This is a genomic window from Streptomyces sp. NPDC001858, from assembly GCF_053594615.1.
Map to the genome: position 1 here is coordinate 58,067 of NZ_JBSFEV010000041.1, position 25,659 is coordinate 83,725.

The window sequence follows — 25,659 nt, forward strand, 5'->3', positions numbered from 1 at the left end:
ATCTCTCCACCTGCATCCCCTCATTCGGAGCAATCAGCAGTGATCGCGCTTGTGTTCCCCGGGCAGGGCTCCCAACACCGCGGGATGGGAGGGGAACTCTTCGCACGGTTCCCGGACCTCACCGCCCAGGCCGACGACGTCCTCGGGTACTCCATCGCGCAGTTGTGCCTGCACGACCCCGACGGGCGACTCGGCGACACCCGGTACACCCAGCCCGCGATGTATGTCGTGAACGCCCTCGCCCACCGGGACTGGTCGCAGCGGCACGACGGCCCGCCCGACTTCCTGGCGGGCCACAGCCTGGGGGAGTACAACGCCCTCGAAGCCGCCGGTGTCTTCGACTTCGCCACCGGCCTGCGCCTGGTGCGGCGGCGGGCCGAGCTCATGGCCCGGGCCGTCGGCGGCGGCATGACCGTGGTGATCGGACTCGGCGCCGACGAACTCGCCGATGTCCTGGCGCGTCACGGAGCCGACGACATCGACGTGGCCAACCACAACACCGGCGACCAGCTGGTGATCTCGGGCCCTGCCGAGAGCATCGCGCGGATCGGCCCGCAGCTGTCGGCGGCCGGCGCCGACTGCCGCACGCTCGCGGTGAGCGGCGCTTTCCACTCCCGTTACATGCGTGACGCGGCCGACGCCTTCGCCGACTTCGTCGCCGGAGTCGAACTGGCGCCGCCGCGGATCCCGGTGATCGCCAACACCACCGCCGCACCGCACGACCACGACATCGGCGCCGAACTGGCCCGACAGATCGCCGCCCCCGTGCGCTGGGCCGATTCGGTCTGCCACCTGCTCGACGCGGGAGTGCACGAGTTCCAGCAGGTCGGACCGGGTACGGCGGTCATCGGGATGGTGCGGGCCGTCCGAGCGGCACGGCCGAGTCCTGTCCCCGCCCCCGCCCCCGCCTCCGCCCCCGGGCGAGCGCAGCCGGCCGACGAGTCGTACGTCCGGCTCCTCGAACGCGACCTCGTGCACGGTGTGCGGGAGATGCTGGCGAGCGCCGGTCCGCAGAACGCGGCGGTCACCTCGGCATCGGTGCTCGCCGCGCTCGGCTTCGGCTCCGTACAGCTCATCGAGTTCTCCGGCCGGCTCAGCGATCACCTGGGGGCCGATGTGACGCCGTCGGTCTTCTTCGAGCACCCCACGGTGGGCGCGCTCGCCCGCCATCTGGCGTCCGCACACCGCGACCGGATGCCGCACCTGTACCCGGCCGACCCGGCGGCGGCACTTGTTTCCGTTCCTGTTTCCGTCCCTGATTCTGTCCCTCTTCCTGTTTCTGTGCCTGTTTCTGCTTCTGTTTCTGTTCGGCCGCCGCGTTCCGCCGAGAGGCCGGCCGAGGCTGTAGCCGCCGTGGGTGAGCCGATCGCGGTGATCGGCGTGAGCGGTGTGTTTCCGGGCGCCGACGACCTCCCCGCGTTCTGGGAGAACCTGCTCGCCGGACACGACGCCGTCGGCGAGGTCCCGGCCGACCGCTGGGACTGGCGGGCACTCGACGGCGGAAGCGACGATCCGTCCGAGCAGACGGCGTCCCGGCGTTGGGGCGCCTTCCTCCGCGACGCGGCGGCCTTCGACTGCTCCTTCTTCGGCATCTCTCCCGCGGAAGCGCTGCTGATGGACCCGCAGCAACGGCTGTTTCTGCAGACCGTCTGGCACACCGTGGAGAACGCGGGCTATCGCCCCTCCGACCTGAACGGCAGTCGCACCGGCGTCTTCGCGGCGGTCAGCGGCATGGACTACATCGAGGCGCTGACCGCCGCCGGTATCCCGGTCGAGGCCCGGACGGCCACCGGGCTGGCGCACTCGGTACTCGCAGGCCGCGTCTCCTATCTGCTGGGACTGCGTGGTCCCAGCGAGCCGGTGGACACCGCCTGCTCGTCCTCCCTGGTGGCCCTGCACCGCGCCGTCCGCAGCATCCGGCTCGGTGAATGCGACCAGGCCATCGCCGGAGGAGTCAACGTCCTCGCCGCACGCGGTGGCTTCGTCGCCTTCAGCCAGGCCGGAATGCTCGCCCCGGACGGCCACTGCAAGGCCTTCGACGCGACGGCCGACGGATACGTCCGCGGCGAAGGCGTCGCCGCCGTCCTCCTCAAGCCACTCGTCCGGGCCGAGGCCGACGGTGACCACGTCCATGCGATCATCCGGGGGAGCGCGGTCGGTCACGGCGGCCGGACCGCCTCGCTCACCGCCCCCGGCCCGGACCGCCAGGCCGACGTGATCGTCGCAGCCTGGCGGGAGTCCGGCCTGGATCCGTCCACCGCCGGGCTGATCGAGGCCCACGGCACCGGCACCGAACTCGGCGACCCGGTCGAGATCGAAGGACTGCGCCAGGCGTTCCGGACGCTGTACGACGACTGGGGCCTGGCCGATCCCGACGAACCGCACTGCGGCATCGGCTCGGTGAAGACCGCCATCGGTCACCTGGAGGCCGCCGCCGGCATGGCCGGGCTGGTCAAGGCCATGCTCGCGATCCGTGGCGGCCGACAGCCCGCCCTGCGTGGCTTCACCACCCCCAACCCGCACCTCCGGCTGGCCGGTTCCCCCTTCCGGCTGCTGGACCGGACCCGCGCCTGGCCCCGTCCCGTCGGGCCCGACGGCCGCGCACTGCCCCGCCGCGCCGGAATCAGCTCGTTCGGCTTCGGCGGCGTCAACGCCCACGTGGTGCTGGAGGAATACCTTCCGACGACTCCGCAGCCGCAACCGCAGCCGCAGCCGCAGCCCCAGCCGGATGCGCAAGCGGGCGGCCGGGCGCACGCGGACGGCCGGGCGCACGTCGTGCCGTTGTCCGCGCGTACCGCCGTCTCGCTGCGCGCCCAAGCCGACCGGCTCGCGGCGCGGCTGCGCGCCGCTCCGGCATCCGACGACACCCCGGCGCACGCTCCGGCATACGCCCCGGCGTACGGCCTGGTGGATCCCGCGGACCTCCCGGACCTCGCGGCCACCTTGCAGACCGGGCGGGAGGCCATGCCGCACCGGCTGGCGGTCGTCGTGCGGAACCTCGCGGAACTGCGGGCCGGTCTCGAAAGCTTCTGCCGTGACGACACCGAGGCCCCGGGCGTCCATACCGGCCTCGCCACGGACGCCCTCGCCGACCTCGGAGCGGATCCGCCGGGCGCCGCCTACCTCGCCGGGCTCACCGCGGGCGGCAGGCTCGACCGGCTCGCCCAGTTGTGGACGTCCGGCGTCAAGCTGGACTGGGCCGCGCTGCGCCCGGCGGGTCCGCACCGCCGACTGCCCCTGCCCGGCTACGCCTTCGAGCGCCGTCGGTTCTGGCCCCGGCCACCGCAGAGCCACCCGGCCGCCCGGGCGCGCGCCGGCCAGGGAGACGGCCAGGGGGACGGCCGGGGCGACGGCCGGGGCGATGGCACGCCCACGGCGGCAGACTCCTCCTCGGCGCACGCCGGGGACGAGGTCGCCGAGGCGCTGCTGGACGAGTTCGCCGCGGTGCTGAACTGGGACCGGACCGAGATCGACGTGGACACCCCGTTCGAGCGGCTCGGCCTGGACTCGGTCACGGTGCTCCAACTGCGCCGACGCCTGGAGCACCGGTACGGCCCGCTGTCCACCACGGTCTTCTACACCTACAAGACCCTCCGCGAGCTGGCCTCCCACCTCGCCCGACAGCCCGGCACCGGCACCCCTGCGACCGCAGGCATCACCGCCACTGTCACCCCCACCGCCACCGTCCCACGCGCCGACCGCCTGCCGCCGACCGATCGGACGCGGTCGGAACCTCCCCACCCCGCGCCGGGCCTGGACATCGCCATCGTCGGCATGAGCGGCCGCTACCCGGGTGCCCGCACCGTGGCCGGGTTCTGGCGCAACCTGCTGGACGGCGTGGACTCGGTCCGTGAAATCCCCCTGGACCGACCGGGTTTCCGCCGGTACGCCGAACTGGCGAGGGAGCGGCACGGGGAAGCCTGGCCGCGCTGGGGCGGCTTCCTGGACGACGTCGACGCCTTCGACGCCTCGTTCTTCCACATCGCCCCCGTGGAGGCCCGCTTCCTCGATCCCCAGCAGCGGCTCTTCATCGAGACGGCCTGGGAATGCGTCGAGGACGCCGGCTATCCGCCCGCCGCCCTCGCCGATCCCGCGGCGGGCGACCGCCGGGCGCCGGTCGGCGTGTTCTGCGGCGTCACCTACAACAACTACCAGCTGTTCGGCGCCGAGGCGGTGGCCCGCGGCGAGTGGGTGGCGGTCGAGTCGCAGACGTTCTCCGTGGCGAACAGGGTGTCGTACCTGATGAACTTCGGCGGTCCCAGCCTCACCGTCGACACCGCCTGCTCCTCGTCCCTGTACGCGGTGCACCTCGCCTGCGAGAGCATCCGGCGCGGCGAGTGCGACGCGGCGCTCGCCGGGGGCGTCAACCTCTCCCTCCACCCGACGAAGTACATGATGCTGCAGGAGGCGGGGTTCCTCGCGAGCGACGGCCGGTGCCGGGCCTTCGGCGCGGGCGGCGACGGCTACGTTCCGGCCGAGGCCGTCGGCGCCGTACTGCTCAAGCCGCTCGCGCGGGCACTGCGCGACGGCGACCACGTCTACGCGGTCGTCAAGGGGTCGGCGGTCAACAGCGACGGCCGCACGCTCGGCTACAGCGTCCCCAACCCGGTCGCGCAGACCGAACTGGTGCGGGCGGCCCTGAAGTCGGCGGGCGTCACCGCGGACACGATCGGCTATGTCGAGGCCCATGGCACCGGCACCAGCCTCGGCGACCCCATCGAACTGCGCGCGCTCACCGACGCCTACGCCCCGGCGGGCCGGGCCGGTCAGTACTGCGCCGTCGGCTCGGTGAAGTCGAACATCGGCCATGCGGAAGCGGCGGCCGGCATCGCCCAGCTGACGAAGACCGCGTTGCAGCTGCGGCACCGCACGCTCGTCCCGACCCTGTTGCACTCGGACCGCACCAACCCCGAGATCCCCTTCGAGGAGACCCCTTTCCGGGTCCGGCGGGAACGCGGCACGTGGGAGCCCCTGCGGGACCCCGACGGCACGCCGCTGCCACGCCGCGCGGGCATCAGCTCCTTCGGCGCGGGCGGCGTAAACGTCCATCTCGTGCTGGAGGAGGCGCCCAAGCTGGCCCCTCGACGCCGGCCCGACCGCCGTCCCCGGATCCTCGTGCTGTCCGCCGACGACGAAACCGCACTGCGGCGATACGCGGTACGGCTGCGGGCGTTTCTGACCGACGGCACGCCCGCCTCGGAAGACGGTGCCGAGGACACCGTCACCCTGCTCGACCTGGCCTACACCCTGCAGTGCGGACGCAGTGCCCTGTCCCATCGGCTGGCCTTCGTCGCCACCGACCGGACCGAGGCGGTCCGCGCCCTGGACGCCTACCTGGACGCCCACCTCGACAGCGGCCCGAGGCCCGACGGCACGGGCGGCCACCCGGCGGTGCACACCGCGGTCGCACCGCGCCGGTCCCGGCCGACGGCGGCCGGTGAACTGACGGCTCTCGCGCAACGCGCCAAGTGGGACGACATCGCCCGCATGTGGGCGCAGGGCGCTTCCTGGGCCTGGCAGGAGATGTACACGGCGGACGAGAGCCCGCGCCGGACGCCGGCCCCGGTGTACCCCTTCAGCGGCGAACGGTACTGGCTCGACGACGCGAGGCCGGACATCCCGACGGCCCGGCGGCCTGGCGGCGCACCCGACTCCGGCATGCTCGCCGCGCTGGCCGCCCTTCCGCAGAGCGAGCGGCACTCCTTCCTCGTAGAGCAACTCCAGGCGGAGTTGGGGCGGTTGCTCCGGTACGCCCCGGGCGCCCTGCCCGATCCCGACCGCGGTTTCGTCGAACTCGGCCTGGAATCGGTCTTCGCCGTCCGGCTCGGCACCCGGATCGAGGAGGAACTCGGCGTACCGATGTACGCGACGGTCACGTTCGACCACCCCACGGTCACGGAACTGGCCCGATACCTGCTGGAGAAGATCGACGCGGGCACCTCACGCACATCAGCTACATCAGCTACATCGGGCGCATCGGGCTCCGCGGCGGCCACGGGACCGGGCGTGGAGCCCTCGCCCGTCGCCGAGATCCCGGAGTCGCGGTTCGAGAAGACGTTCTACGAGGGGACCTGGGAAGCGGCCCCCCTGTCCGGCCCGGCGGGCGGCCCCGCCGTCTGGTCGACCGGGGCGGTGCTCCTCGACACGGACGACGTACTCGCCCGCGCCCTGGCCCGGCAGCTGCGCGACCAGGGCTCGGACGCCCCGGTGATCCTGGTCCGGCCCGGAGAGACGTACACCCGCACGGGCGACGACGAGTACGTCGTACGGCCGGGACAGGACACCGACCTGACCCGGCTGGTGGGGGACCTCGCCGCCCGGCCGGGCGGGGTGCCCGGAGTGTTCGTCCACCGCTGGGCGTGCGGCGCCGAGACGGCCGTCACGACGCTCGACGAACACCTCGACACGGGTATCCGTTCGGTGTTCCCCCTGGTCCGCTGCCTCACCTCCCTGCCCGACCCGGTGCGCCTGCTGGTGCTCGACGAGTACGCCGAAGACGAGGCACCGCGACCGCTGGTGGAGGCGTTCGGAGGCTTCGCGCGCTGCCTCCGGCACGAGAGCCCACGCCTGACCTGCCAAGCCCTGGCCGTGGCAGGGGACACGGCCGATGCCCTGCCCGGACCGGCGCGGGTCATCGAGGCGTGCGGCGCCGAGCTCGGCGTCCCGGATCCTCCCACCGAGGTCCGATACGGTCCCGGCGGCCGCCGCGTGCGGCGGATGCGGGCCCATCGCCCGGCCGCCGCCGGGGAGCAGCGGGCGGTCCGGCTCACCCCGGACGGCACCTACCTGATCACCGGCGGCCTCGGGGCGCTGGGCCTGCTGTTCGCCGCGCACCTGGCCCGGCGCGCCCCCGGCTGCACGGTGGTCCTCGCCGGCCGGTCGGCGCCGGATCCCGGGCAGCGGGAGGCGATCGACCGGATCGCGGCGATCGGCGGCACGGTCGAACACGTCGTCGCGGACGTGGGCCGCGAGGACGACGTACGCCGTCTGCTGGCGCATGTACGCAGTCGGCACGGCGGACTCGACGGCGTCATCCACGCGGCAGGCCGCATCCAGGACGCTCTGGTGACCAACAAGACCGCGCAGGACGTGGACGAGGTCCTCGCCGGCAAACTCGCCGGCGCCGTCCACCTCGACGCCCTCACCCAGGGCGACGACCTGGACTTCTTCATGATGTTCTCGTCGCTCACCGCACTGACCGGCAACGCCGGGCAGACCGACTACGGCTACGCCAGCGCGTTTCTCACCGCCTTCGCCCGGCACCGGGAGCTGCTGCGTACGCGGGGCGACCGCCGCGGCCGTGCCATCGCGCTCATCTGGCCGTACATGCGGGACGGCGGGATGCGGATCGATGCGGCGACCGAGGGCTATCTGCTGCGCCGCCACGGCCTGGCCCCCGTGGACACGGACCTCGCCACCGAGGCGTTCGACTCCGCCCTGGCCACCGGCGGACCGGAGTTCGGCGTGCTCTGCGCGGACCTCGGAAGGCTCGCCCGGACGCTGCCGATCCTGAACCCCGAGATCGCCGAGATCGCCGAGAACGCCAAGACCGCCGAGAGCACCGAGGACGCCGAGGAGTCCGCCGGACCGGACGCCGCGCGGGGGGACTTGGCGGACGAGTTGAGGAACGCGCTGACCGACGAGCTGAAGGAGCTGGGACTGTGACGCTGCGTCAGGAGGAGCTGCTGCAGCGGTCCTTGACGGCCATCCGCGCTCTGCGCGCCCAGCTCGCGCAGGAGCGCTCGGCCGGGCGACAACCGATCGCCGTGGTGGGCATGGCCTGCCGTCTGCCCGGCGGCGCCGACTCGCCGGAGCGCTTCTGGGAACTGCTGGACCAGGGCCGTGACGCGGTCACCGAGGCCCCGGCCGACCGATGGCCGACGGAGCTCTACTACTCCGCCGACCCACAGGCCCCGGGCCGGATGTACACCACCAGCGGCGGATTCCTGACCGGGGACGTCGACGCCTTCGACGCGGGCCTGTTCGGTGTCTCGGCACAGGAAGCGGCCCAGATGGACCCGCAGCACCGGCTGCTCCTGGAGACCGGTTGGGAGGCGCTGGAGAGCGGCGGACTCCTTGCCGAACGGCCGGACTCGACGCGAGTCGGCGTCTTCGTCGGCATGTCGGGCTCCGACCACTCCCGGGTGCCCGTCCCGGCCCAGGCGGTCGGACCGTTCACCGCCACCGGCATCGCCCCGAGCATCGCCGCCGGGCGGATCGCCCACACCCTGGGGCTGCGCGGGCCGGCCCTCGTCGTCGACACCGCGTGCTCCTCGTCGCTGGTGGCCGTCCATCTGGCGGTGCGGAGCCTGCGTCTGGGCGAATGCGATGCCGCACTGGCCGGCGGGGTCAACCTGCTCCTCGCACCCGAGCCGTACGTCGCTCTGTGCAAGATGGGCGCGCTGTCGCCCACCGGAAGGTGCCGGACCTTCGACGCCGCCGCCGACGGCTACGTCCGCGCCGAGGGCTGCGGCCTGGTCGCGCTCATGCGGCTGTCCGACGCCCGTGCGGTCCGGGCCCCCGTGCTCGCGGTGGTCCGCGGCTCCGCCGTCAACCACGACGGCAAGGCCGGCGGGGTGACCGTACCCAGCGAACGCGCTCAGCGGGAGCTGCTGCGCGAGGCGCTGCGCGACGCCGGAGCCGACCCGCACGAGATGGGATACCTGGAGACGCACGGCACCGGGACGCCGCTCGGCGATCCGATCGAGCTCCGCGCCGTCGCCGACGTCCTGTGCCGGGACCGTCCCGCGTCCCGTCCGCTGGTCCTCGGCGCACTGAAGTCCGCCATCGGGCACCTGGAACCGGCCGCCGGGATCGCGGGGCTGATCAAAGCGGTGCAGGTGCTGCGGCACGGCCGGATCCCGGGCAACCTCCACCTGAAGGAGCCCAACCCGCGGCTGGGCGCGGACAGTCTTCCGGTGATCCTTCCCGACCGGTCACTGCCCTGGCCGGCAGGCGGGCGCGGACGGATCGCGGGAGTGAGCTCCTTCGGCTTCAACGGCACCAACGCCCACGTGGTGCTGGAGGACGCGCAGACCGTCGCCCCGGAACACGACGGTGCCGTCGGCTTCCATGGCGCCCATGCCCATGCCCATGCCCGTGAGGCGCTGGGGAACGCGGGCCCCGCTGCCCCGGAACACCCCGGCGCCGCCCGGCGGTCGCGGCACAGGGCGCAGGTGCTGCCGCTGTCGGCGGCCGGACCCGACGCCGTGCGCGACCTCGTGCGCCGCCTCGCCGACTGGGCCGCCACCCACCCCGACGCGGATCCCGCGGACATCGCCCACACCCTCGGATCGCGCCGCCGCCACTTCCCCTACCGTGCCGCGCTGGTCACCACCGCCTCCGGCGCGGCGCTCGCCGCCGAGCTGCGCGCCATGGCAGCCCGCCCGGTACCGGACCGGCCCTGCCGATCCGGTCGGCACACGGCCCTGTTCCTCGACGCGGACCTCGTCCAGGCGGCGGAACACACCACGGAGCTGTACGCCGTCAGCCCGGGTTTCCGCGCCGCGCACGAGGAATGCGTCGCCGGGCTGCGGGCCACCGCGGCGGGGGCGGGACCGGCAGCCGCGGTACTGGCGGCCTCGGTGCCGGCAGCCGCCGTTCTGGATCCGCACCCGGCAGTGGACCCCGACCGGAAGTCCCGGCTCGAACCGCTCCCGGCCGACGTGCTCCGCTTCACCTATCAGCTCGCACTGGCCCGACTGCTGGCCGACCGCTGGGGCATCGCCCCCGCAGCGGTGGGCGGCCGCGGCCCGGGCGCACTGGCCGCCGCCTGCGTCGCCGGGATCATGGATGTACCGGCCGCCGGGGCGTATCTCGCGGCCCGCCACGGAGCGGGCCCGCCGCCCACCGCCCCGCTGGCCCCGCCCCGGCTGCGCTTCCTCACCGGCCCTGGGCCGACGGCGAACGGCGGACGACCGACCGATCCCGGTTTTTGGCTCGCGGGTTCCGGTTCCGGTTCCGAGGACGGACCGGACGCCGTCCGCGCGTTGCTCGCGTCGCTCACGGAGAGCGGTTACGCAACCTTCGTCACCGTGGGCCCGGCCCTGGCTCCGGCCCCGGCCCCGGCCACCGACGTGCCCGGCGAGCTGTCGGACGTCCTGTGGTGGACGATCACCCGGACGACCGCGACCGCGGCCGAGGACGCGGCCCGCGATCGCGGAAGCGAACGGGAGCTGTGGCCGCGGCTGTTGGAGGGCCTCGCAGCGGCCTATCGAGCCGGAGCCGCCGTCACCTGGGACGGCGTGCACGAGGGCGAGCGTTCCGTCCGGCTGCCGCTGCCCACCTACCCCTTCCAGCGCAGCCGCCACGCTCCGCCGGTGCCGCGCGCCGACGGTTTCCGGGCCGCCGCCGCGTATCGACCGGGCGGGGCAGTCCTCCTGCCCACCGGTCCGACGGCGCTCAGGCAGGTACGGTCTCCGCTGCCCAGTCGACAGTTCGAAACCGTTTTCAGCCGACGACTCCTGCCCGCGCTGGCCGACACCGGCGGAGTGCTGCATCTGGGTTACTACCACGACCTGTTGACGCAGGTCGCCCGCGAGCTCGGCGGGACCTCGTCGTATGAGCTGCGCGAGGTGGTGTTTCCACACGCCCTGCGGTTCGCCGACGAGCGCCGTACGGTGCAGATCGTTGTCGAGGACAGGGATGACCGGGCCGACCGCGACGACCATGGCGGCTGGCGGCCCTTCACCGTGCACAGCGTCGTCGACGGGGAGACGCGCTGGCACAGGCATGTGCACGGCGAGTTCCGCAGCCGTCCCTCTGCGACAGGGCCCGAACTTCGTGAGTGTGAACGCCAGGCGCTGCGCGAACGACTGCCGGTTCACACCCGGGGTGACGACTTCTACCGGAACCTGCGCAGGCGCGGTGTGGCACTGGGCAGCTCCGTCATGTGCGTCGAGGAGGCCTGGGCGAGTGACGGCGAGGTCCTCGCCCGACTGCGCGCCACCCGGCCGGACGGGCCCCACCCGAACAGCGCCCCGGGTGAGTCGGCGCGCCTGCATCCCGGCGTACTGGACGCCTGCGCCCAGCTGTACGTCCTCGCCGCGGGCGAACGCCTCCCCGCCGATGCCGCGTTCATCACTTCTTCCCTGGGCCGGTTCGGTCTCGACAACACGCCCGGTCCCGGCGGCGAGCCGCTGTGGGCGCACTTCAGCCTGACCGAACCGGCGGACGTGCGGAGCCTGGTGGGCGGCTATCGGCTCTTCGACGACGCGGGGCGCCTGCTCGCCGAGTGCCATGCAGCGGAGGCCCGTCTCCTGCCCCCCGATGTCGTCGCGGTCACCGAGGCGGCGTCGGGCCGGGCCGAGGCCGAGGGGGCGCGGCGCCCCGACATCGTGCGGCGGCTGCGGCATGCCGCGCCGGACCGGAAGCCGGAGATCCTCGTCGCGTACCTGACCGAGGTGCTGGCGGACCTGGTCACCGTGGACGCGGAGGACATGCGCGAGCAGGCCGTCGCCGACCTCGGACTCGACTCGCTCGCCGCCCTGGAACTGCGTCGGCGGCTGTCCGCGGAGCTCGGCGCCGACGTACCGCTCGACGTACTCGTGGACGGCCCCACGGTCGGCGAACTGGCCGCCCTGCTCGCCGCCCTGCCCGCCTTCCAGCCGACTCCCGCAGCCGGCGCCCCGGCAGACGCGCCGACACACGCGACGGTAGATGCGCCCACAGACACAAGGGACCCGGAGCTCGGCGGGAAACGGCACTCCGCCCCGGTGTCCGGCGACCCGGCCCGCTGGCTGCGACACCACCGGCTCAGCCAGAACCCCCGGGTCCGGCTGTTCTGCCTTCCCTACGGGGGACGCGGCGCGTCCGTCTTCCGCACCTGGGCAGCCGGGCTGCCGGACGACATCGACGTCTGTCCGGTGCAGTTGCCGGGCCGGGAGGATCGCTGGCAGGAGCAACTGCTGGAGGACTGCGAGGACACCGTGCGCCTCCTCGCCGAGGCGCTGACCCCGTACACCGACCGCCCCTTCGCGTTCTACGGGCACAGCATGGGAGCTCTGCTCGCCTATCGGCTGGCCCACGAGTTCGGCACGATCCGGGGCGGGCCGCTGCGGCATCTCTTCGTCGCGGCCTTCACCTCGCCCTCGCTCGGTCCCAACCCGTTGGCCACGCGGATCGCGGAAGCCCACCGGTCCCTCGGACACACCGTGCCGGATGCGTTCGCGGGCGATTTCGCGGGGGATTTCGAGGGGGATGACGAGAGCCTCGGGCGCGTGTTGCGGGAGTGCCTCGGTGAGGAAGCCGGGCAGCAGTTGACGGGCTTGCTGGATCCCGTCGGCCGCGCCGATCTGCGCATCGTCCACGGGTACCAGCCGTCGACGGCCGGAGCGGACCTACGGGCGCCCGTCACCGCGCTGCACGGACGTCGGGACCCTCTGGTCGGCGTGGAGGACATGAGCGCGTGGAAGGCGGTGACCACGGGCGCCTTCCGGCTGGAGACCTTCCCCGGTGACCACTACTTCTGCCATCCGGACCAGGAACGGACCGCTGTGCTCTCCTTGCTCCGCGATTCGCTCCTCGATTCGCTCCGCGATCGGCTGTGCTGAGTCGCCCGTGAGGACGGTCCTCAGCCGGTGCGGGGATCCGGTCAGGCCCTGCTCCCCGTCTTCCGGCTCCTCGCCGCCATGCGGGCCGCCGCGTCGTGGACGAGTTGCGCGTGCAACCGGAGCAGCTCCACCAGATCGGCGGAGTCGCCGCTCAGCTCCCGCTGCAGGAACAGTCCGTCGGCGCCGGCCATGGCATAGGTGGCGAGGTCGCGTGCGGCCTTGTCGTCCAGGTCCGGGAAGAGCGTCCTGATGAATTCGGTCGTCTTCCGGCATGCGATGTCGCGCACCTGAAGAAACACGGTGCGCCCGCGGCGCTCGGCAGGGCAGCGCACCAGGGCGAGCATGAGGCCCAGGCGCAGGAAGTCGGGCGCGGCGACCAGCGTTCTGGCCACGTTCTCCGCCATGGATCTGACCTGTTCGAGCGGTGTTTCTGGCGGTGTTCCCGGTGCCGTGCCCGGTGCCGTGCCCGGAGACTCCAGTGCCGCGAGCCAGGTCGTGAAGCCGCGTTCGACGACCACGGCGATGAGGTCGTCCTTGTTTTTGAAGTGCCAGTAGATCGAACTGGCGGGCAGTCCGCACTTGGCGCTGACCGCCGCGATCGACGTGCCCTCGTACCCGCGCTCGCCCGCGATCTCCACGGCGGCGTCGAGGATGCGCTGCCGCGACTGGGCTCCGTTCGCCCGCTGCGTGCGCGTCGCCTGCGGCTCGGTCATCCCACATCCCTCTCCTGTCCTGCACGGGTGCACGTGCTTCGGCGCTTGCTCGGCTCCGGCGTCGAACCTACTGTCAGCGTCGCACCGGAAGTCACAAAAGCCTCGTAAGGGGGAAATCGTCATGGTGAGGTTTATCGGTGAGGTGGCCGGGTGCGGGAGACGAGAGCCGAGAACGGCGCCAACGGCGGCGACGGCGCCTACGACGTGGCCGTGGTCGGCTACGGGTCCACGGGCGTCACGGCCGCGAACCTGCTGGGCGCGATGGGCCTCGGCGTCGGCGGATCCAGCCCGACCCGCGCCCAGCTGAACGTGGGATACGAGGGACGGACGTACGAGGACCGCTGGGTGGTCGTGGACACCAAGATGTTGAAGCCGTGGCCGGACCACGACCGGCTGCGCTTCCGCTGCGACCCGGCCCGCCCGGCTGTCGGCTGTCCGACCCCGCTCGGCCATCACCGCTGGGAGTTCCCGATCCTGCCCGGCGACGACGAGACGTACCTGACCATCGATGAGGCCATCCACGCGATGGTCGGGCGGTACGGGATCGGCAGGGACGGCATCGAGATCCTGCGGGCCACGAGGAGGTCACCGAACGGACGGTGTTCGTCGGCCGGATCATCACCGAACGGCGGCGTCCGGTCACCCGGCTGCGCGACACCGTGCTTCCGGTCCTGGGCCGCCTGCCGGGCCTGGCCCAGTGGTTGCAGGACTCCCACTGGATCCCCGTCGCCTGCTACGGCGCCGGACTCCAGGCCGGTCCCCGCACCCGCGCCTCCGGCCGCCATATCCCGCAGCCCTGGGTCACCGCACCCGACGGGACACGCCTACGTCTACGCCACCGCCTCCACGGGCGCCCTCCTCCCGCCACCCCCGCCCGGATTCGTCCCGGCACCGCACCCGGCCGCCGGGACCATGCGATGACGGGTCCGGAAGGGGACGGCCCGGGTGGGCCACGGCCGAGGCGAGGGCGTCCGCCATGCGCCTGGGGAGGCTGCGAGACGGAAGATTAGGCTCCAGGGATGCGCGGGGGCCGTTCCCTGTGGCCGGTAGTGCCCCGCGGAACCCTGAAACGCGAGAGGCACACGGCGATGAGCGAGCACGGCAACCGGGCCAAGCACCACCCAGCAGTGGTCGCGCACCACAACAGCCGTGCCGGAGACGTCCAACTGCGTGTCGCCGACGCCATCACCAAATTCGCCGGTTCGATGCCGTTCGTCTACCTCCACGCCATCGCCTTCGCCCTCTGGATGGTGTTCATCGAGGCCAACCCCTGGCCCACGTTGACGCTCGTCGTGTCCCTGGAGGCGATTTTCCTCTCGACGTTCGTCATGATCGGCCAGAACCGGCAGGCGGCCTTCCAGCAGTTGAAGGCCGACCACGACTTCGTCGAGCAGGAGTTGGAGCTGAAGACCAACACCGAGCTGACGCGGGCGATCCACGTCATGACCACGGAACTGCACCGCCGTCTGATCGAGGACGGCGCGCAGCGGTAGCGGCCCGCCGTGGTGGATTCAGGTGGGGTGCAGGCACCGCGAGACGGAGTACCGGCGGGGGGGCGACCCGGGCGGTGCGACGGCGGACGGGCGCCTCTCGTAGCAGCCGTAGGCCGACCGAGGCAGCTCGCGTCCGGCCCAGCATCGCGGCGAACTCCCACAGCCGCCGCCGCACCCCTCCGCCCTGACCTCGTGGTTCCGCGGGCCCCGACCCTGGCACCCGCACCGGCCACCAGATCCGTATTTCTCAAGGCGCTCACCACGAACGGGTGAACGGCCATCGACACACCTGCGACCACAGTGGGTTCGTCGACTGGCCCCGGGACGCCCTCCGCCTTGCCCTGCGGGACTGTCGCGGGCCGGCGGAGCGGCTGCTGCACATCTGACGGCCCGGTCGGCCTCCGCCGCCGCCCGGCGCTCCCGCCACCCGCGTACGCGGGAGCCGTAGGCCGGTGCGGTGTCAGCCAGCGGTGGCCGGCCGGGGGAGGTCCTGGGTTTCGAGGGCCATGAGCTGGTCCGCGTTGGGGTCGGCCAGTTCCGCGACGCGCTGCGCCTGGCGTTCGGTCGTCTCCTGGAAGATCTGCCGCGCCGAGCGGCCGTTGCCGAAACCCTTGTCGCGCGGCATGCGCGCGAAGAGGACCGACAGGTCGTCGCGGGCGGCGGGGGTGAGCACGTACTGGTGCTCCTCGGCCTGGTGCTCGACGATCGACACCAGCTCGGCGGCGCCGTAGTCCTCGAAGAGCAGGGTGCGGCCGAAGCGGGAGGCGAGGCCCGGGTTGGAGCTGATGAAGCGGTCCATGTCGCCGGGGTAGCCGGCGGCGATGACGACCACGTCGTCCCGGTGGTCCTCCATCAGCTTGACCAGGGTCGCCACGGCCTCCGTGCCGAAGTCGTTGCCGACGCCGAGCGGTGCCAGGCTGTACGCCTCGTCGATGAAGAGCAGGCCCCCCAGCGCCCGGTTGAAGGCGGCTGTGGTCTTCGGGCCGGTGTGGCCCACGTACTCGCCGACGAGGGCTGTCCGGTCGACCTCGACCAGGTGACCGCTTCGCAGCAGGCCCAGCGCCTTGAGGATCCTGCCGTACAGCCGGGCCACGGTGGTCTTGCCGGTTCCGGGGTTCCCCGCGAAGACCAGGTGGCGGCTGAGGGGCGGCGCGGGCAGGCCGGCCTCCTCGCGGCGCCGGACCGTCCGCATCAGCTTCACCAGCGAACCGACGTCGTGCTTGACCCGGTCGAGACCGACGAGGGCGTTCAGCTCGCCGAGCAGGTCGTCCAAGTGTTCCTCGGGCGCCTCCCGGTCGTCGGCGGCCCCCTTCGGGTGCGGTGCCGGGGTGTGGGCGCCCGGAGCCCCGGAGGCGGCGGCCGGGACCGACGCGGGCGCGCCGAGCGTCAGGGGAATGCCGTCGACCGTGCAGTCCTCGACTTCCGGGACCGCGCCCTCGTCCATGCCGAGCGCGTCCGCGCAGTCCCTGATCCGGCAGTGCCGCAGCGCTGGGTCGGCGGATGCGCCGATGTGCAGCGCGGGAAAGGCGGCACCGGTCACCTCCAGCGAGGTGAAGGTGCCGCCCGCGCCCTCGGCGAGGAAGACCCCGTTCTTCGCCGGCCGGTGGATGCGCAGGCCCGTGACGGTGGGCCGGGCCTTGGTCCACACGACGACGCCGGACCCCGCGCAGTCCTCCACCGAGCCGCCTTCGACCGTGGCGTCCGCGCCCTGGTCGACGACCACGCCGGCCGCTCCCGCCTTGCTGATCCGCACGTCGGCGAGGACCGCGGTGCCGCCGGTGGCGACCTGGATCCCGATCTCCTTGGTCGCGGTCACGATGGTGTGCTCGATGCGGCTGCCCGTTCCCGAGCCGACGCCGATCCCGGTCGTGACGCCGTCGATCCGGCAGCCGGTGACCGTGGCCGCGGCCTGTTCGAGGACGGCGATCCCGGTCATGGCGGCGTTCCGCACCCCGCAGTCGGTGAGTTCGAGGCGGGCCCGGTCGACCGCGTGGACCCCGTGCTCGGCGCCGTCGCGCACCAGGCAGTCCGTGAGCCGGGCGGTGGCGGTGCCGGACAGGTGCACGGCGCTGAAGCCGCTGCGGTCGATCCGGCAGTCCGCCAGCGTGGCCTGCCCGGCGCCGGTGACCAGGAGCCCGTTCGCCCCGGAAGCGGTCACCGCGCAGCCGTCGGCGGTCAGCACGGCGTCGTCCTGGACGACGAGCCCGCTGGCGGCGGCGGCGCGGATCCGGCAGTCACTGAACTCCGCCTGCGCCGTGCCGGTCAGGTGCACGCCCGCCGCACCGGACGACCGGATGGTCGACTCGGCGGCGGTGGCCTCGGCGGAGTCCTCCAGCAGGAGCCCGGCCCGGCCCGTGCCGGTCAGTATGGACTCGGTGAGCCGCAGCCGCGCGCTGCCGCGCAACCGCAGACCCGAGCCCGTCGTACCGTCCAGCCGCAGCCGTACGGCGTCCAGGCGGGCCGTTCCCGACAGCACGATGCCCGTTCCGTCGACGCCCTGGACGCTCGTGTCGTCGAGCCGGGCGCGGACCGCTCCGGCGAGGTGCAGACCGGCCAGCCGGGCGCGCTCCATGCGGCAGCGCCGCAGCAGGAGGGCGGTGGTCCCGCTCTCCTCGTCCTCCGGGCCGCGGGCCTGGATCCGGCCGCCCTCGACCGTGCAGTCCTCCATCATCAGTCCGGCACCGGGCGAGAGCGCGACCACCGGGGCGCCGTCGTCGGCGCCGCGCAGGGTGACGCCGTGCACGGCGCAGTCCGGGCCGTCCACGGTGAGCGCCGGGCGGTCGCCGGACGGCGCGGCCAGGACGACGCCACCCGAGCCGTGCTCGGCCGCCAGCACGACCGGCCGGTCGAGCACCACGGCCTCGGTCCAGGTACCGGGGGCGATCACCACCAGGTCGCCGGGCGCGGCGGCACGCACCGCGTCGGCGATCCGGTGGAAGGCGCCCCGGCCGCCCTGTCCTTTGGGGGCCACGGTGTGACGGGTCATGTCCGGATCCTTCGCTGCTTGTGGCGCCGCTGGGGCGCCGGCACGCTGCTGGGGTGATGATTGTCTGACGATGTGCCTGATTATGGTGGGCCTGCGGTCCGGCCTGTGCGGAGGCCGTGTTGCCCAGGCCGGCAGGGCCGTCGCTCTCTCCCCCCACCGTGGACAAGCGCACCGTGACCGCGTACGACGCACACGAGTCAGCAGGTCACGCCTGTTCGGCGATCGGCGTGACCTGCAGAGCCACGACCGGCGTCGGCCCCACCGCGGCAGCGTGCAGTGAAGCGAGAGTGCCCCGTCCGGAGGGACACCGGACGGGGGCCGGGCGCCCGCCCGAGCGGAGTCGGTGGGCGCCATGTCGCTCATACGCCGAAGAAGCTCTGCTGGAGCTGCTTCGCCCTGTTGAAGCGGTCCGCGGTGTTCTGGGCGTGCGCCTGGGCCACGGACAGTTCACAGCCGGCCGTCCCCGCGCCGCCCGCGAGTGCGGCCGCCGCCTCTTTCTCCCGCAGGGTCATCGCGGCCTTCGCCATCGCGGTCTTCGCCTCCTCGAACTCCCGCCGGACGAGCTCCAGCGGATCCGGCTGGCCCACGGCCACGGTGCCATGGCTCGCACCGATCCCCGATCCACCCGAAGTGGCGATCTCCTCGGCTGCCGACGCCAGGCTGTCCGACCGGGCCTGTCCGTCGACGAGTACGCCCGAACTTCCCACCACCGCGCTTCGATTGTGGTCGCCCTGCCCTGCGAGGTCCGCTTCACCAAGCCCGTTCCCTGGTTCAGTCAGCGGACCTCGCGCCTGGCCGGGCACGTCGCCGACGACGGCCGGGCCGCCCCCCGGTCGCTCCGTACGGTCAGTCCACTCCTGCGTGGGCCGCGCAGTCTCCAGGTCCTCCGGTTCCGGGCGCGTGAGCGGAGGAGACGTCTGCCGGGACGACTCCAGTTCCTCGGCCCTGCCTCCGTGCTCCCCGGCCGCGGACACTTCCGTGGGCATGGGGGGCCGGGGCTCGTCGAAGAACGCCGCCGGGATCGCGGGGCTCGGTGGCCGCATGGGCTCGGTGGCCTGCGCCGGTGTGGGCACTGACTGACGGGACATGGACGCGGGGGTGGTCCGGCCGTCCGCGCGGCCCTTGCCCTTGTCCCACGAGGTGCCGGACGGGCCGGCGACGGGCCCCTGCTCCGCGGTGACCGTCCCGGTCTCCACGACGGGCTCCTGCGTCAGCGTCGGACTGCCGCCGAGCACCCGGGGCACTTCACCGCTCTGCAGGATGTTGGTGATTTCAGTCGTTATCTGGGGCAGGGGGGCACGGCGACGGACGACGTCGTGCAACTTCTCGAAGGCCCGGACAAGCTGATCGATGTCGGCCACCCGGGCATCCCCCTTCTGGCGAAGGAGCGCGTTGACCCTGTCGAGGAGCTCGTGGAAAGTGTCCTGCGGCCGGCCGGGCAGGTGTGCAGGGACAGACCCGGCCGACACCGACGTTCCGGGAACCTCGGCTGCCTCCTGCGGGGTGACCGGCACGGAGGAGACGTCCCCGCCCGACGTCGACGAAGCGGGCGATGCCGGCGGGGCCTCACTCACGTGGGTCCCGGTGGCCGTGGCCGACGTGGGTGAGGCCGTCACGGTGGACGCTCCCGACTCGGAGGGAGCGGTCACCGTGGCAGGCTCAGGCGGCGCGGCAGACACAGACGCAGAGGCAGACGCAGGCTCAGGCGGCGCGGTAGACGCAGAGGCAGTCGCAGGCTCAGACGTGGGTGGTGCCGTAGACGCAGGTGCTGTGACGGGCGCAGGCGGGTGTGCGGTGACAGGTGCGGTGACACCGCTGCGGGGTTGTACGAGGCCTTCCCCGGGCGTGGGCCAGCGGGCCGGAATGTCGGCGAACGAACCCACGGCCGCCTCGACGAGAGCCGGGCTGTGGGTCCTGGCCAACTCCTGCCAGTCGTCCACCGTCATGTTCGCGTCGCCTTGCACACCGGGGTTCAGCAGCTGTCCGTCGGGGCCGAAGTTCCACAAGCGCAGGCCGTCTTCGCCACGCAGGACGAGTTCGACCGGCCGCTCGGCAGTGCGCGCGGTGTGGGACGCGATGAACAGGGCCCGGCCCAGGTGCAGTTGGCCATCGGCGCCGAGTGCGAGCCACAGCTGTGCCGCGTGGTCATCCGGGTGGAGCTGCGACACGATCGCGGACGGCAGATCCTCCAAGGGGTGGGTGGTCCAGTCGCGGAGCGTGCGATCCACGCTGGCCTGCGCTCCTGCACCGGCAGGCTTCCCGGCCGTGGCCTTCGCGCGCTCCGCCGCGCGGCTCTGCCCCTCGCCCCGAGCCGCGGCCTCGGCGGCGGCACCGACCATCGACGGCAGGTCGTAGACGCGCGGTTGGGCGCGGGCAGGGGTGATGCCGTGCCCCAGGACGTCGTGTTCGGACAGTCGCGCGTTCAGCGTTCCGGTGATGTGACGAGTGCCGTTCGGGCCCGCCACGGTGATGTGGGCATCGACCTCGACCTCGAATGTCCGGACCCCGCTGCCGTCGGTCGGGGCGTTGGTGTTGCCGGTCTTGAGCCAGTTGCGGCGTACTCCGGCGAAGTTCTCCGCGGCGCCCCGTACCACCGGCTGGTTGCTGATGACGGGGATGGTGAAGCCGAAGAGCCGCCGGTTCGCGTCCTCCGTACTGAAGGCGCCATGGGCCTCGACGCCGGCGGTGTCGCCGCTGTTGGACCAGGAACCGCCTGCGACCGAGTTGATCTGCAGCCGGTCGATGGTGACGTCTTTGGCGCTGGTGATCCGGCGCGGGTTGTACAGCGCGATGGTGAGGGAGGGCGGGGTGGCCGGGGCGCTTTCGAAGGGGTGACTGCCCGGCATGCGCTCGGTGAGTCCGCCGACGATGCGCGGTCGGTCGAGGGATATCTGCCCGGCCTGGACCAGTTCCCCGAGACGCGCGGCCCGACCTTCGGCGGACGTGGACACCGCCAGGGACCGCCAGTTGGCCGCACCGCCGGGGGCGACGGCGTCGAGGGCCTCGGTCAGCTTTTCCGACGCGTTGAAACCGAACACGGGTGTCGGGCCGGTCGGTACGAACCTGGCGCCCTTCATTTCGGGCGCCGCGTCGTCGCTGGACGGGGTGAGTTCCGCGCTCTTGTTGTCCGGTTCCGCGGCCTCGCTGCCGGTGAAGCGCAGGCCCACGGTGGCCGGGACGGTCGCCGAACGGTACGGGCTTCCTGCCAGTACCCGCTCGAACCAGCTGTGAGTGCCGGTGCCGTCGGTGTCCTGCCAGGTGACGATGCCGTTCTGAACCATTCCGCCGACAAGGTTCGGCGGCCAGTCGGCGACCGGTCGGGAACGCGCCGAGAGAACGAACTCGTACTCCAGATCGAAGTCGGCGGCGCTGTCGGTACGCAGCCAGTACCGGTCCTCGGCCGCTGACGCCGCCTTCGACCCATGAGCCCGGGTGGACACGATGTTCACAGCCGGTCCGCTGCGGTCGGTCCGGGTGTCGTCCGCGGGGCGCACGTAGCGCGCTGTGGGGTTGATGGCAAGGGAGTGCTGGGTGGTCGTTGCGGAGCTCCTCGCCACTCCTGACGGGGAGTGCACGGAATACTGTTCCAGTCCCCCAGCGGCCCGCCGGCCTCGGACCCCGCTCAGGTCGATGCCGTCACGCGGCCGGGCGGTCAGCGAGACCTCGACCAACCGCGCGCCCGTGTCGGCGGTGTGGAGGAAGTGGAAGCGCAGGTCGCCGCTCGGGCCGCGACCCGGTAGCGCGCGCAGCCCGGTCGGGGAGGTGTAGTCGGCGATCCGTGAGGCCACTCCGGGGAGGTACGAGGAATGCCCCGGCACGGTGGCGCCCCGCGCCACGTCCTCGACCAGCCTCGTCAGCTCTTCTCGGATGCGATCGCGCACTTCGCGCCCGGGCCCGCCGTCCGTCCACGTCCCGGAATGCTGGGTCACGGACGTGACGGTTGCGAAGCCCGGCTCCAGACTGCGAACGAAGCGCGGGGGCAACGGCACGTTCTGTTCGTTCCGCGGCGGCGTGTGGAGGTCGCTGAGAGCGCTGAACCATCGTGCGTCACGCTGTAGCTGGTCGTTCGTGATGAGGAACTGCGCGGCCCGCGGCAGCTCGACTGCGACGGTCACCTCGCGCCCGCTGCCTACTCCCACACTGTTCGCGACCACGTTGCGGGTGCCCGTGCGGACGGTGAGCAGGAGGAGCGCGTCGGCGCCGATGCGGTGATGTGTCCCGGACCCGGTCGCCGTCCTGCTGGCACCGGCGACGGAGGTGAGGGTGGCGGAGTCCTCCAGCTCGTTGCGGTACGTGTACTTCCCCGACATTCCCATGGTCGTGGTGCCGGCCGACGCGGCATCGAGGGCGAATCCTCCGATGACGGCGACGCCGAACTGGTCCGTCGTGGACGTCGCCCTCGCCTGCGCCGCGGAGTCGGTCGCGGACACACCGGTCTCCATGTACTGCTTGGTGGTGTGCAGATACCGCGGGTTGTGCAGCACGCCACGGATCTCCAGCGTGTGCTCCCGGTCGGCCAGCTGTCCGGGGAGGGTGATCCCGTCGACGACGTAGCGGCCCTTGAGGATCTGGTGACCGCGGGCCAGCAGGACGCTCGGGTCGAGCGCGGCATCCACCACGGCGGCGGCGAAGGCAGTGGGGTCGGCAAGGCCTTGCGGGGATACCACCGGTTCGACCAGCTCGGGCGCCTCTCGGCCCGGATAGGACTCGGTGACGATCTGCCGGAACGCCTCGCGCAGCGCCGCCGACGCCCGGAACACCTCCAGCAACGTGTCGTCCGGCAGCCGGGTGACGCCGGGGAGCGGTGCGCCCCGGTCGTCGGTCATCGCGAGCAGGTCCCGGTCCGCCTGGGTCACCGCGCGGACGATCGGCTCCGGAACCGGCTGTTCGGGCACGTGGAACGCGGGCAGAGTGCGCTCCCGCGGGACGGCGAGGTGGATGAACGACGTGCTCGACGAGTAGGCACGCTCGGGATCCGCCTCCGCACGCCCGGGATCCTCCTGCTCCGCGAAGCGGATGACACGCCCGCCACCGGGACCGTGGTACAGGTCGAGAGCGAACCGCGTCGGCACGACGAACATCTCGGAGCTCGGCTTGTCCCCGGTCGCGATGAAGAACTGGTCGTGGTTCAGCGCGGAACCCACGGTGTCCGTCCGGGTGTGCTCCCAGGTACGGGAGCCGTCCACGCTGCCGCCGACGGTATGGCCGCCGCCGAGTGGAGCGGTGAGGCCGCCGCCGGCGCCCAGGGTGCTGCTGAACAGGGATCCTCGCTGCTGGGTACCCCCCATGGCGAAGGTCGCCACGCCCTTGACCTGGACGTCGGGAAGGGTGGCCCGGTGGATGCCGTGCCGTGCCGCGTCGTGGTCCTTCGTCGCGGTGAGGCGGAGCCGGACCCGTTGAGTAGCGGTCGGCGTGGGGCGCTCGAACCACAAGGAGTGACCGCCGTCGACCATGGCCTCGACCGCGGCGCGCAGCCCGAGCTGCGAACGGGCTGTGTCCAGTTGCCTCAGGTTCGTCAGCTGGGCCTGAACCAGCGCCTCGTCGGGCAGCACGCGATTGCGTGCGCCCTGGGGCAGGTAGCCGTTGTCCCGCAGCCACGTCTCGGCCCTCGTGAAGAGCACCTCCGTTCCCTCGACCCGGACCGGTGTCGTGGTCAGGCCGATGCTCTGCAGGTTCGCCAGCTCGGGCGGCAGGGAACGCAGTGCCTCGCCGGTGGGGCGCTGGCCTCTGGCGTCTTCGGCTGCCAGCACGCGCAGCGACAGCCCGGCCGGCCAAGGATCGAGTCCGTGTACGCGATCCCCGATGCCGGGTCGGACCAGGGTCACGGTGTACTGGACCTCCGAAGGGGCCAGCAGGTGGCTTCTGTTGCTGCGCACGGCGTGGAGCATCGTCCCCGTGCCCCCGAGCGCGAGGCTGTCGCTGGACTGCCAGCGCACCTGGCCCTTGACCAGCGCGCTGCCGCCGATCACCGCGGAGGCCCCCGGGTGCCCCGGAGCGCGGTCGGCGGTGAGGGAGGGGCCGGTACTGACATCGAGCGCGATGCCGTTGCTGACAGTGGTCCGGCCGTCCAGCTTCACGCCGGTGAGGACGTGCGACTCCAGCTGGATCTTCCCCGCGATGCTCCTGTGCGTGGGAGTTCCCGGCCTCACGACGGTCTTGACGCGCAGCACCCCCAGAGTGCGGCCTCGGGAGTCGAGCAGTTGCGGCGAAAGGATGCCGGCGTCGCGCTGCATCGGCAGCGACCCGCGCAGATTCTCCTCGGACAGGAACTGCGTGAGCGCCAGCGCCGAGGCGGGGCCGAGCCCGGTCAGCTCGTCCCTGAACACCTGGCGCACCTCCTCCAGCAGCCGTTGCGGATCGCGGACCGAGTCCGTACCCCAAAGAGGCAGATCATCCAGTTGCGCCGGATCTGCCAGGCCCGGCAGCGGTGTACCCGCGGCGTCCACCTCGGCGAGGTGCTGCGGGAACCACACGGTGACCGCCCCGTGCGACTGCGGCCCCGACCAAAGCTCCGCGATCGGACCGTGCGGCGGGTGCACCACGACCTGCCACTCGGTGTCGTAGTCGTACGCCGTCGACTGCTCGGTGCTCATCACCACGAGCGTCGTGTGCAGCGCTCGCCCGACCGACATCGACCGGGCCAGCTGATTGTGCGTCAGCGTGGTCGAGACCCCGACGTCCCACGACCGCAGCACTCCGTCGAGGAACCGTGGGAAGGACGCGGTCAACGGCAGTCGCACCGTCCGGACGTTCCCGGAACTCTCCGTGCTCTGAGTCTCCGAGGTGCCCTGACTGCGCCGTTCCACACGTACGTCGTGCGGGTTGCCGTCAAGGCTGCCGAACCTCGCAGCGGGGCGCGGGTGGGTCAGGAGAAGCCGGATGCCGACGGTCCGTTCCCGGCCGTCGACGGTCACCGTGAACCGGTGGCCTCTGAGGTCCCGCAGGTTGGGCAGGTTCCGCAGCAGCTCCGACGCGCCGGCCCGATCCCGCAACTGCGCCCGCACGGATTCGGCGGCGGCGCTGCCGGGCGAGAGCCGGAGGGCGTGAACGACCTGCTCGTGGACGCCCCGTACCACCGACTCGGGCAGCGGCTCCACATGCACCTGGCCGACATGGCCGTCGTACCGGGACCCGAACTCTTCGACGAAGGAGGTCGGCGTCGGTGCGGTGGCGGGATCGGCGGGCGTACGGGACCCGGCGAGAGGCTCGGGTGCCGACTCGGTGACGGACGGCCGAATCGGCGACGGTTCGACGATGTCCGTGACGGACGGACTCCGCGGCGGCAGCGCGGTGTCCTGGCCGTCCGCGCGGCCCTTGCCCTTGTCCCGCGAGGTGCCGGACGGGCCGGCCTCCGAGGTGTGCTCCGCGGCCTGGGCCGCGTCACTCGGCAACGCGGGGTACAACTGCCTTTCGATCTCCTGCAGATGGTGCCGGGCATCCGCCGAACTCGCACGCGCGGCGGCGACCGCGCTGCCGTCGGACAGAGCGGTCGACCCCACTCCGGTGGCATGCGCCGCCCGGGCCGCCTTCTGGGTGGCCTCCAGCGCGTTGTCTGCTGCGATCACGGCTCGCTGTGCGTACTCGTAGGCCTGCTGGAGCTCGGTCTCGCGCCCCCACTCGGTCACCGAAGGCGACCCTGACTGCGGCGTGATACCCGCCTCGGTATCGGCGGCCGGGGTCGATGGTTCCCGCTCCAGGCTGGATGGCGTGATGCGGTCAGATTTCGGTGGTGCGGATTCCGTGGTTTTGGCGGCGTCGTCCGGGGGCGTGGTCCGGGGGTTTTCGAGTGCGTCTTCCAGCGGGCCGGCGGGGTGTGTTCGGGGTGTCCATTCTGCTCTGGCGTTTTCGAGACGGCGGATGAGTTCCGGGTTGGGTTGTTCGGAGTTCCGGGCGTCTTCGAGGGCCTGGTTGAGCCC

The 25,659-nt window shown here is 72.6% G+C and carries 7 protein-coding genes; 4 read left to right on the forward strand and 3 right to left on the reverse strand.

The window, feature by feature from the left end; all coding sequences use genetic code 11:
• The first annotated feature begins 51 nt into the window (after positions 1-51).
• On the forward strand, positions 52-7,665 hold the full coding sequence (fabD, locus tag ACWCPF_RS37845; protein WP_451049676.1) for an ACP S-malonyltransferase: 7,614 nt from the start codon (positions 52-54) through the stop codon (positions 7,663-7,665).
• On the forward strand, positions 7,662-12,551 hold the full coding sequence (locus tag ACWCPF_RS37850; RefSeq protein WP_451049667.1) for a beta-ketoacyl synthase N-terminal-like domain-containing protein: 4,890 nt from the start codon (positions 7,662-7,664) through the stop codon (positions 12,549-12,551). Before fabD ends, ACWCPF_RS37850 begins: the two co-directional genes overlap by 4 nt.
• 41 nt (positions 12,552-12,592) lie before the next feature.
• On the opposite strand, the gene ACWCPF_RS37855 is transcribed toward ACWCPF_RS37850, so the two are convergent.
• On the reverse strand, positions 12,593-13,264 hold the full coding sequence (locus ACWCPF_RS37855; protein WP_451049668.1) for a TetR/AcrR family transcriptional regulator: 672 nt from the start codon (positions 13,262-13,264) through the stop codon (positions 12,593-12,595).
• Positions 13,265-13,414: 150 nt separating this feature from the next.
• Here ACWCPF_RS37855 and ACWCPF_RS37860 point away from each other — a divergent pair, with 150 nt between their 5' ends.
• Both ACWCPF_RS37860 and ACWCPF_RS37865 read left to right on the forward strand, forming a co-directional pair.
• The gene (locus ACWCPF_RS37860) at positions 13,415-14,185 is read left to right on the forward strand and encodes a hypothetical protein (RefSeq protein ID WP_451049669.1); all 771 of its coding nucleotides are present in this window, start codon (positions 13,415-13,417) and stop codon (positions 14,183-14,185) included.
• 167 nt (positions 14,186-14,352) lie between these two features.
• Positions 14,353-14,757 carry a DUF1003 domain-containing protein gene (locus ACWCPF_RS37865; protein WP_451049670.1) on the forward strand — a complete coding sequence of 135 codons (405 nt, stop codon included), beginning with the start codon at positions 14,353-14,355 and terminating at the stop codon, positions 14,755-14,757.
• Between the two features lie 460 nt (positions 14,758-15,217).
• Here ACWCPF_RS37865 and ACWCPF_RS37870 read toward each other — a convergent pair whose 3' ends face one another.
• Together ACWCPF_RS37870 and ACWCPF_RS37875 are read right to left on the reverse strand one after the other, a co-directional pair.
• A complete protein-coding gene (locus ACWCPF_RS37870) occupies positions 15,218-17,743 on the reverse strand; it encodes a right-handed parallel beta-helix repeat-containing protein (RefSeq protein WP_451049671.1) in 2,526 nt (841 codons plus the stop codon).
• A 359-nt stretch (positions 17,744-18,102) separates the two neighbouring features.
• On the reverse strand, positions 18,103-25,368 hold the full coding sequence (locus ACWCPF_RS37875) for a hypothetical protein (RefSeq protein ID WP_451049672.1): 7,266 nt from the start codon (positions 25,366-25,368) through the stop codon (positions 18,103-18,105).
• Positions 25,369-25,659: the final 291 nt, after the last annotated feature.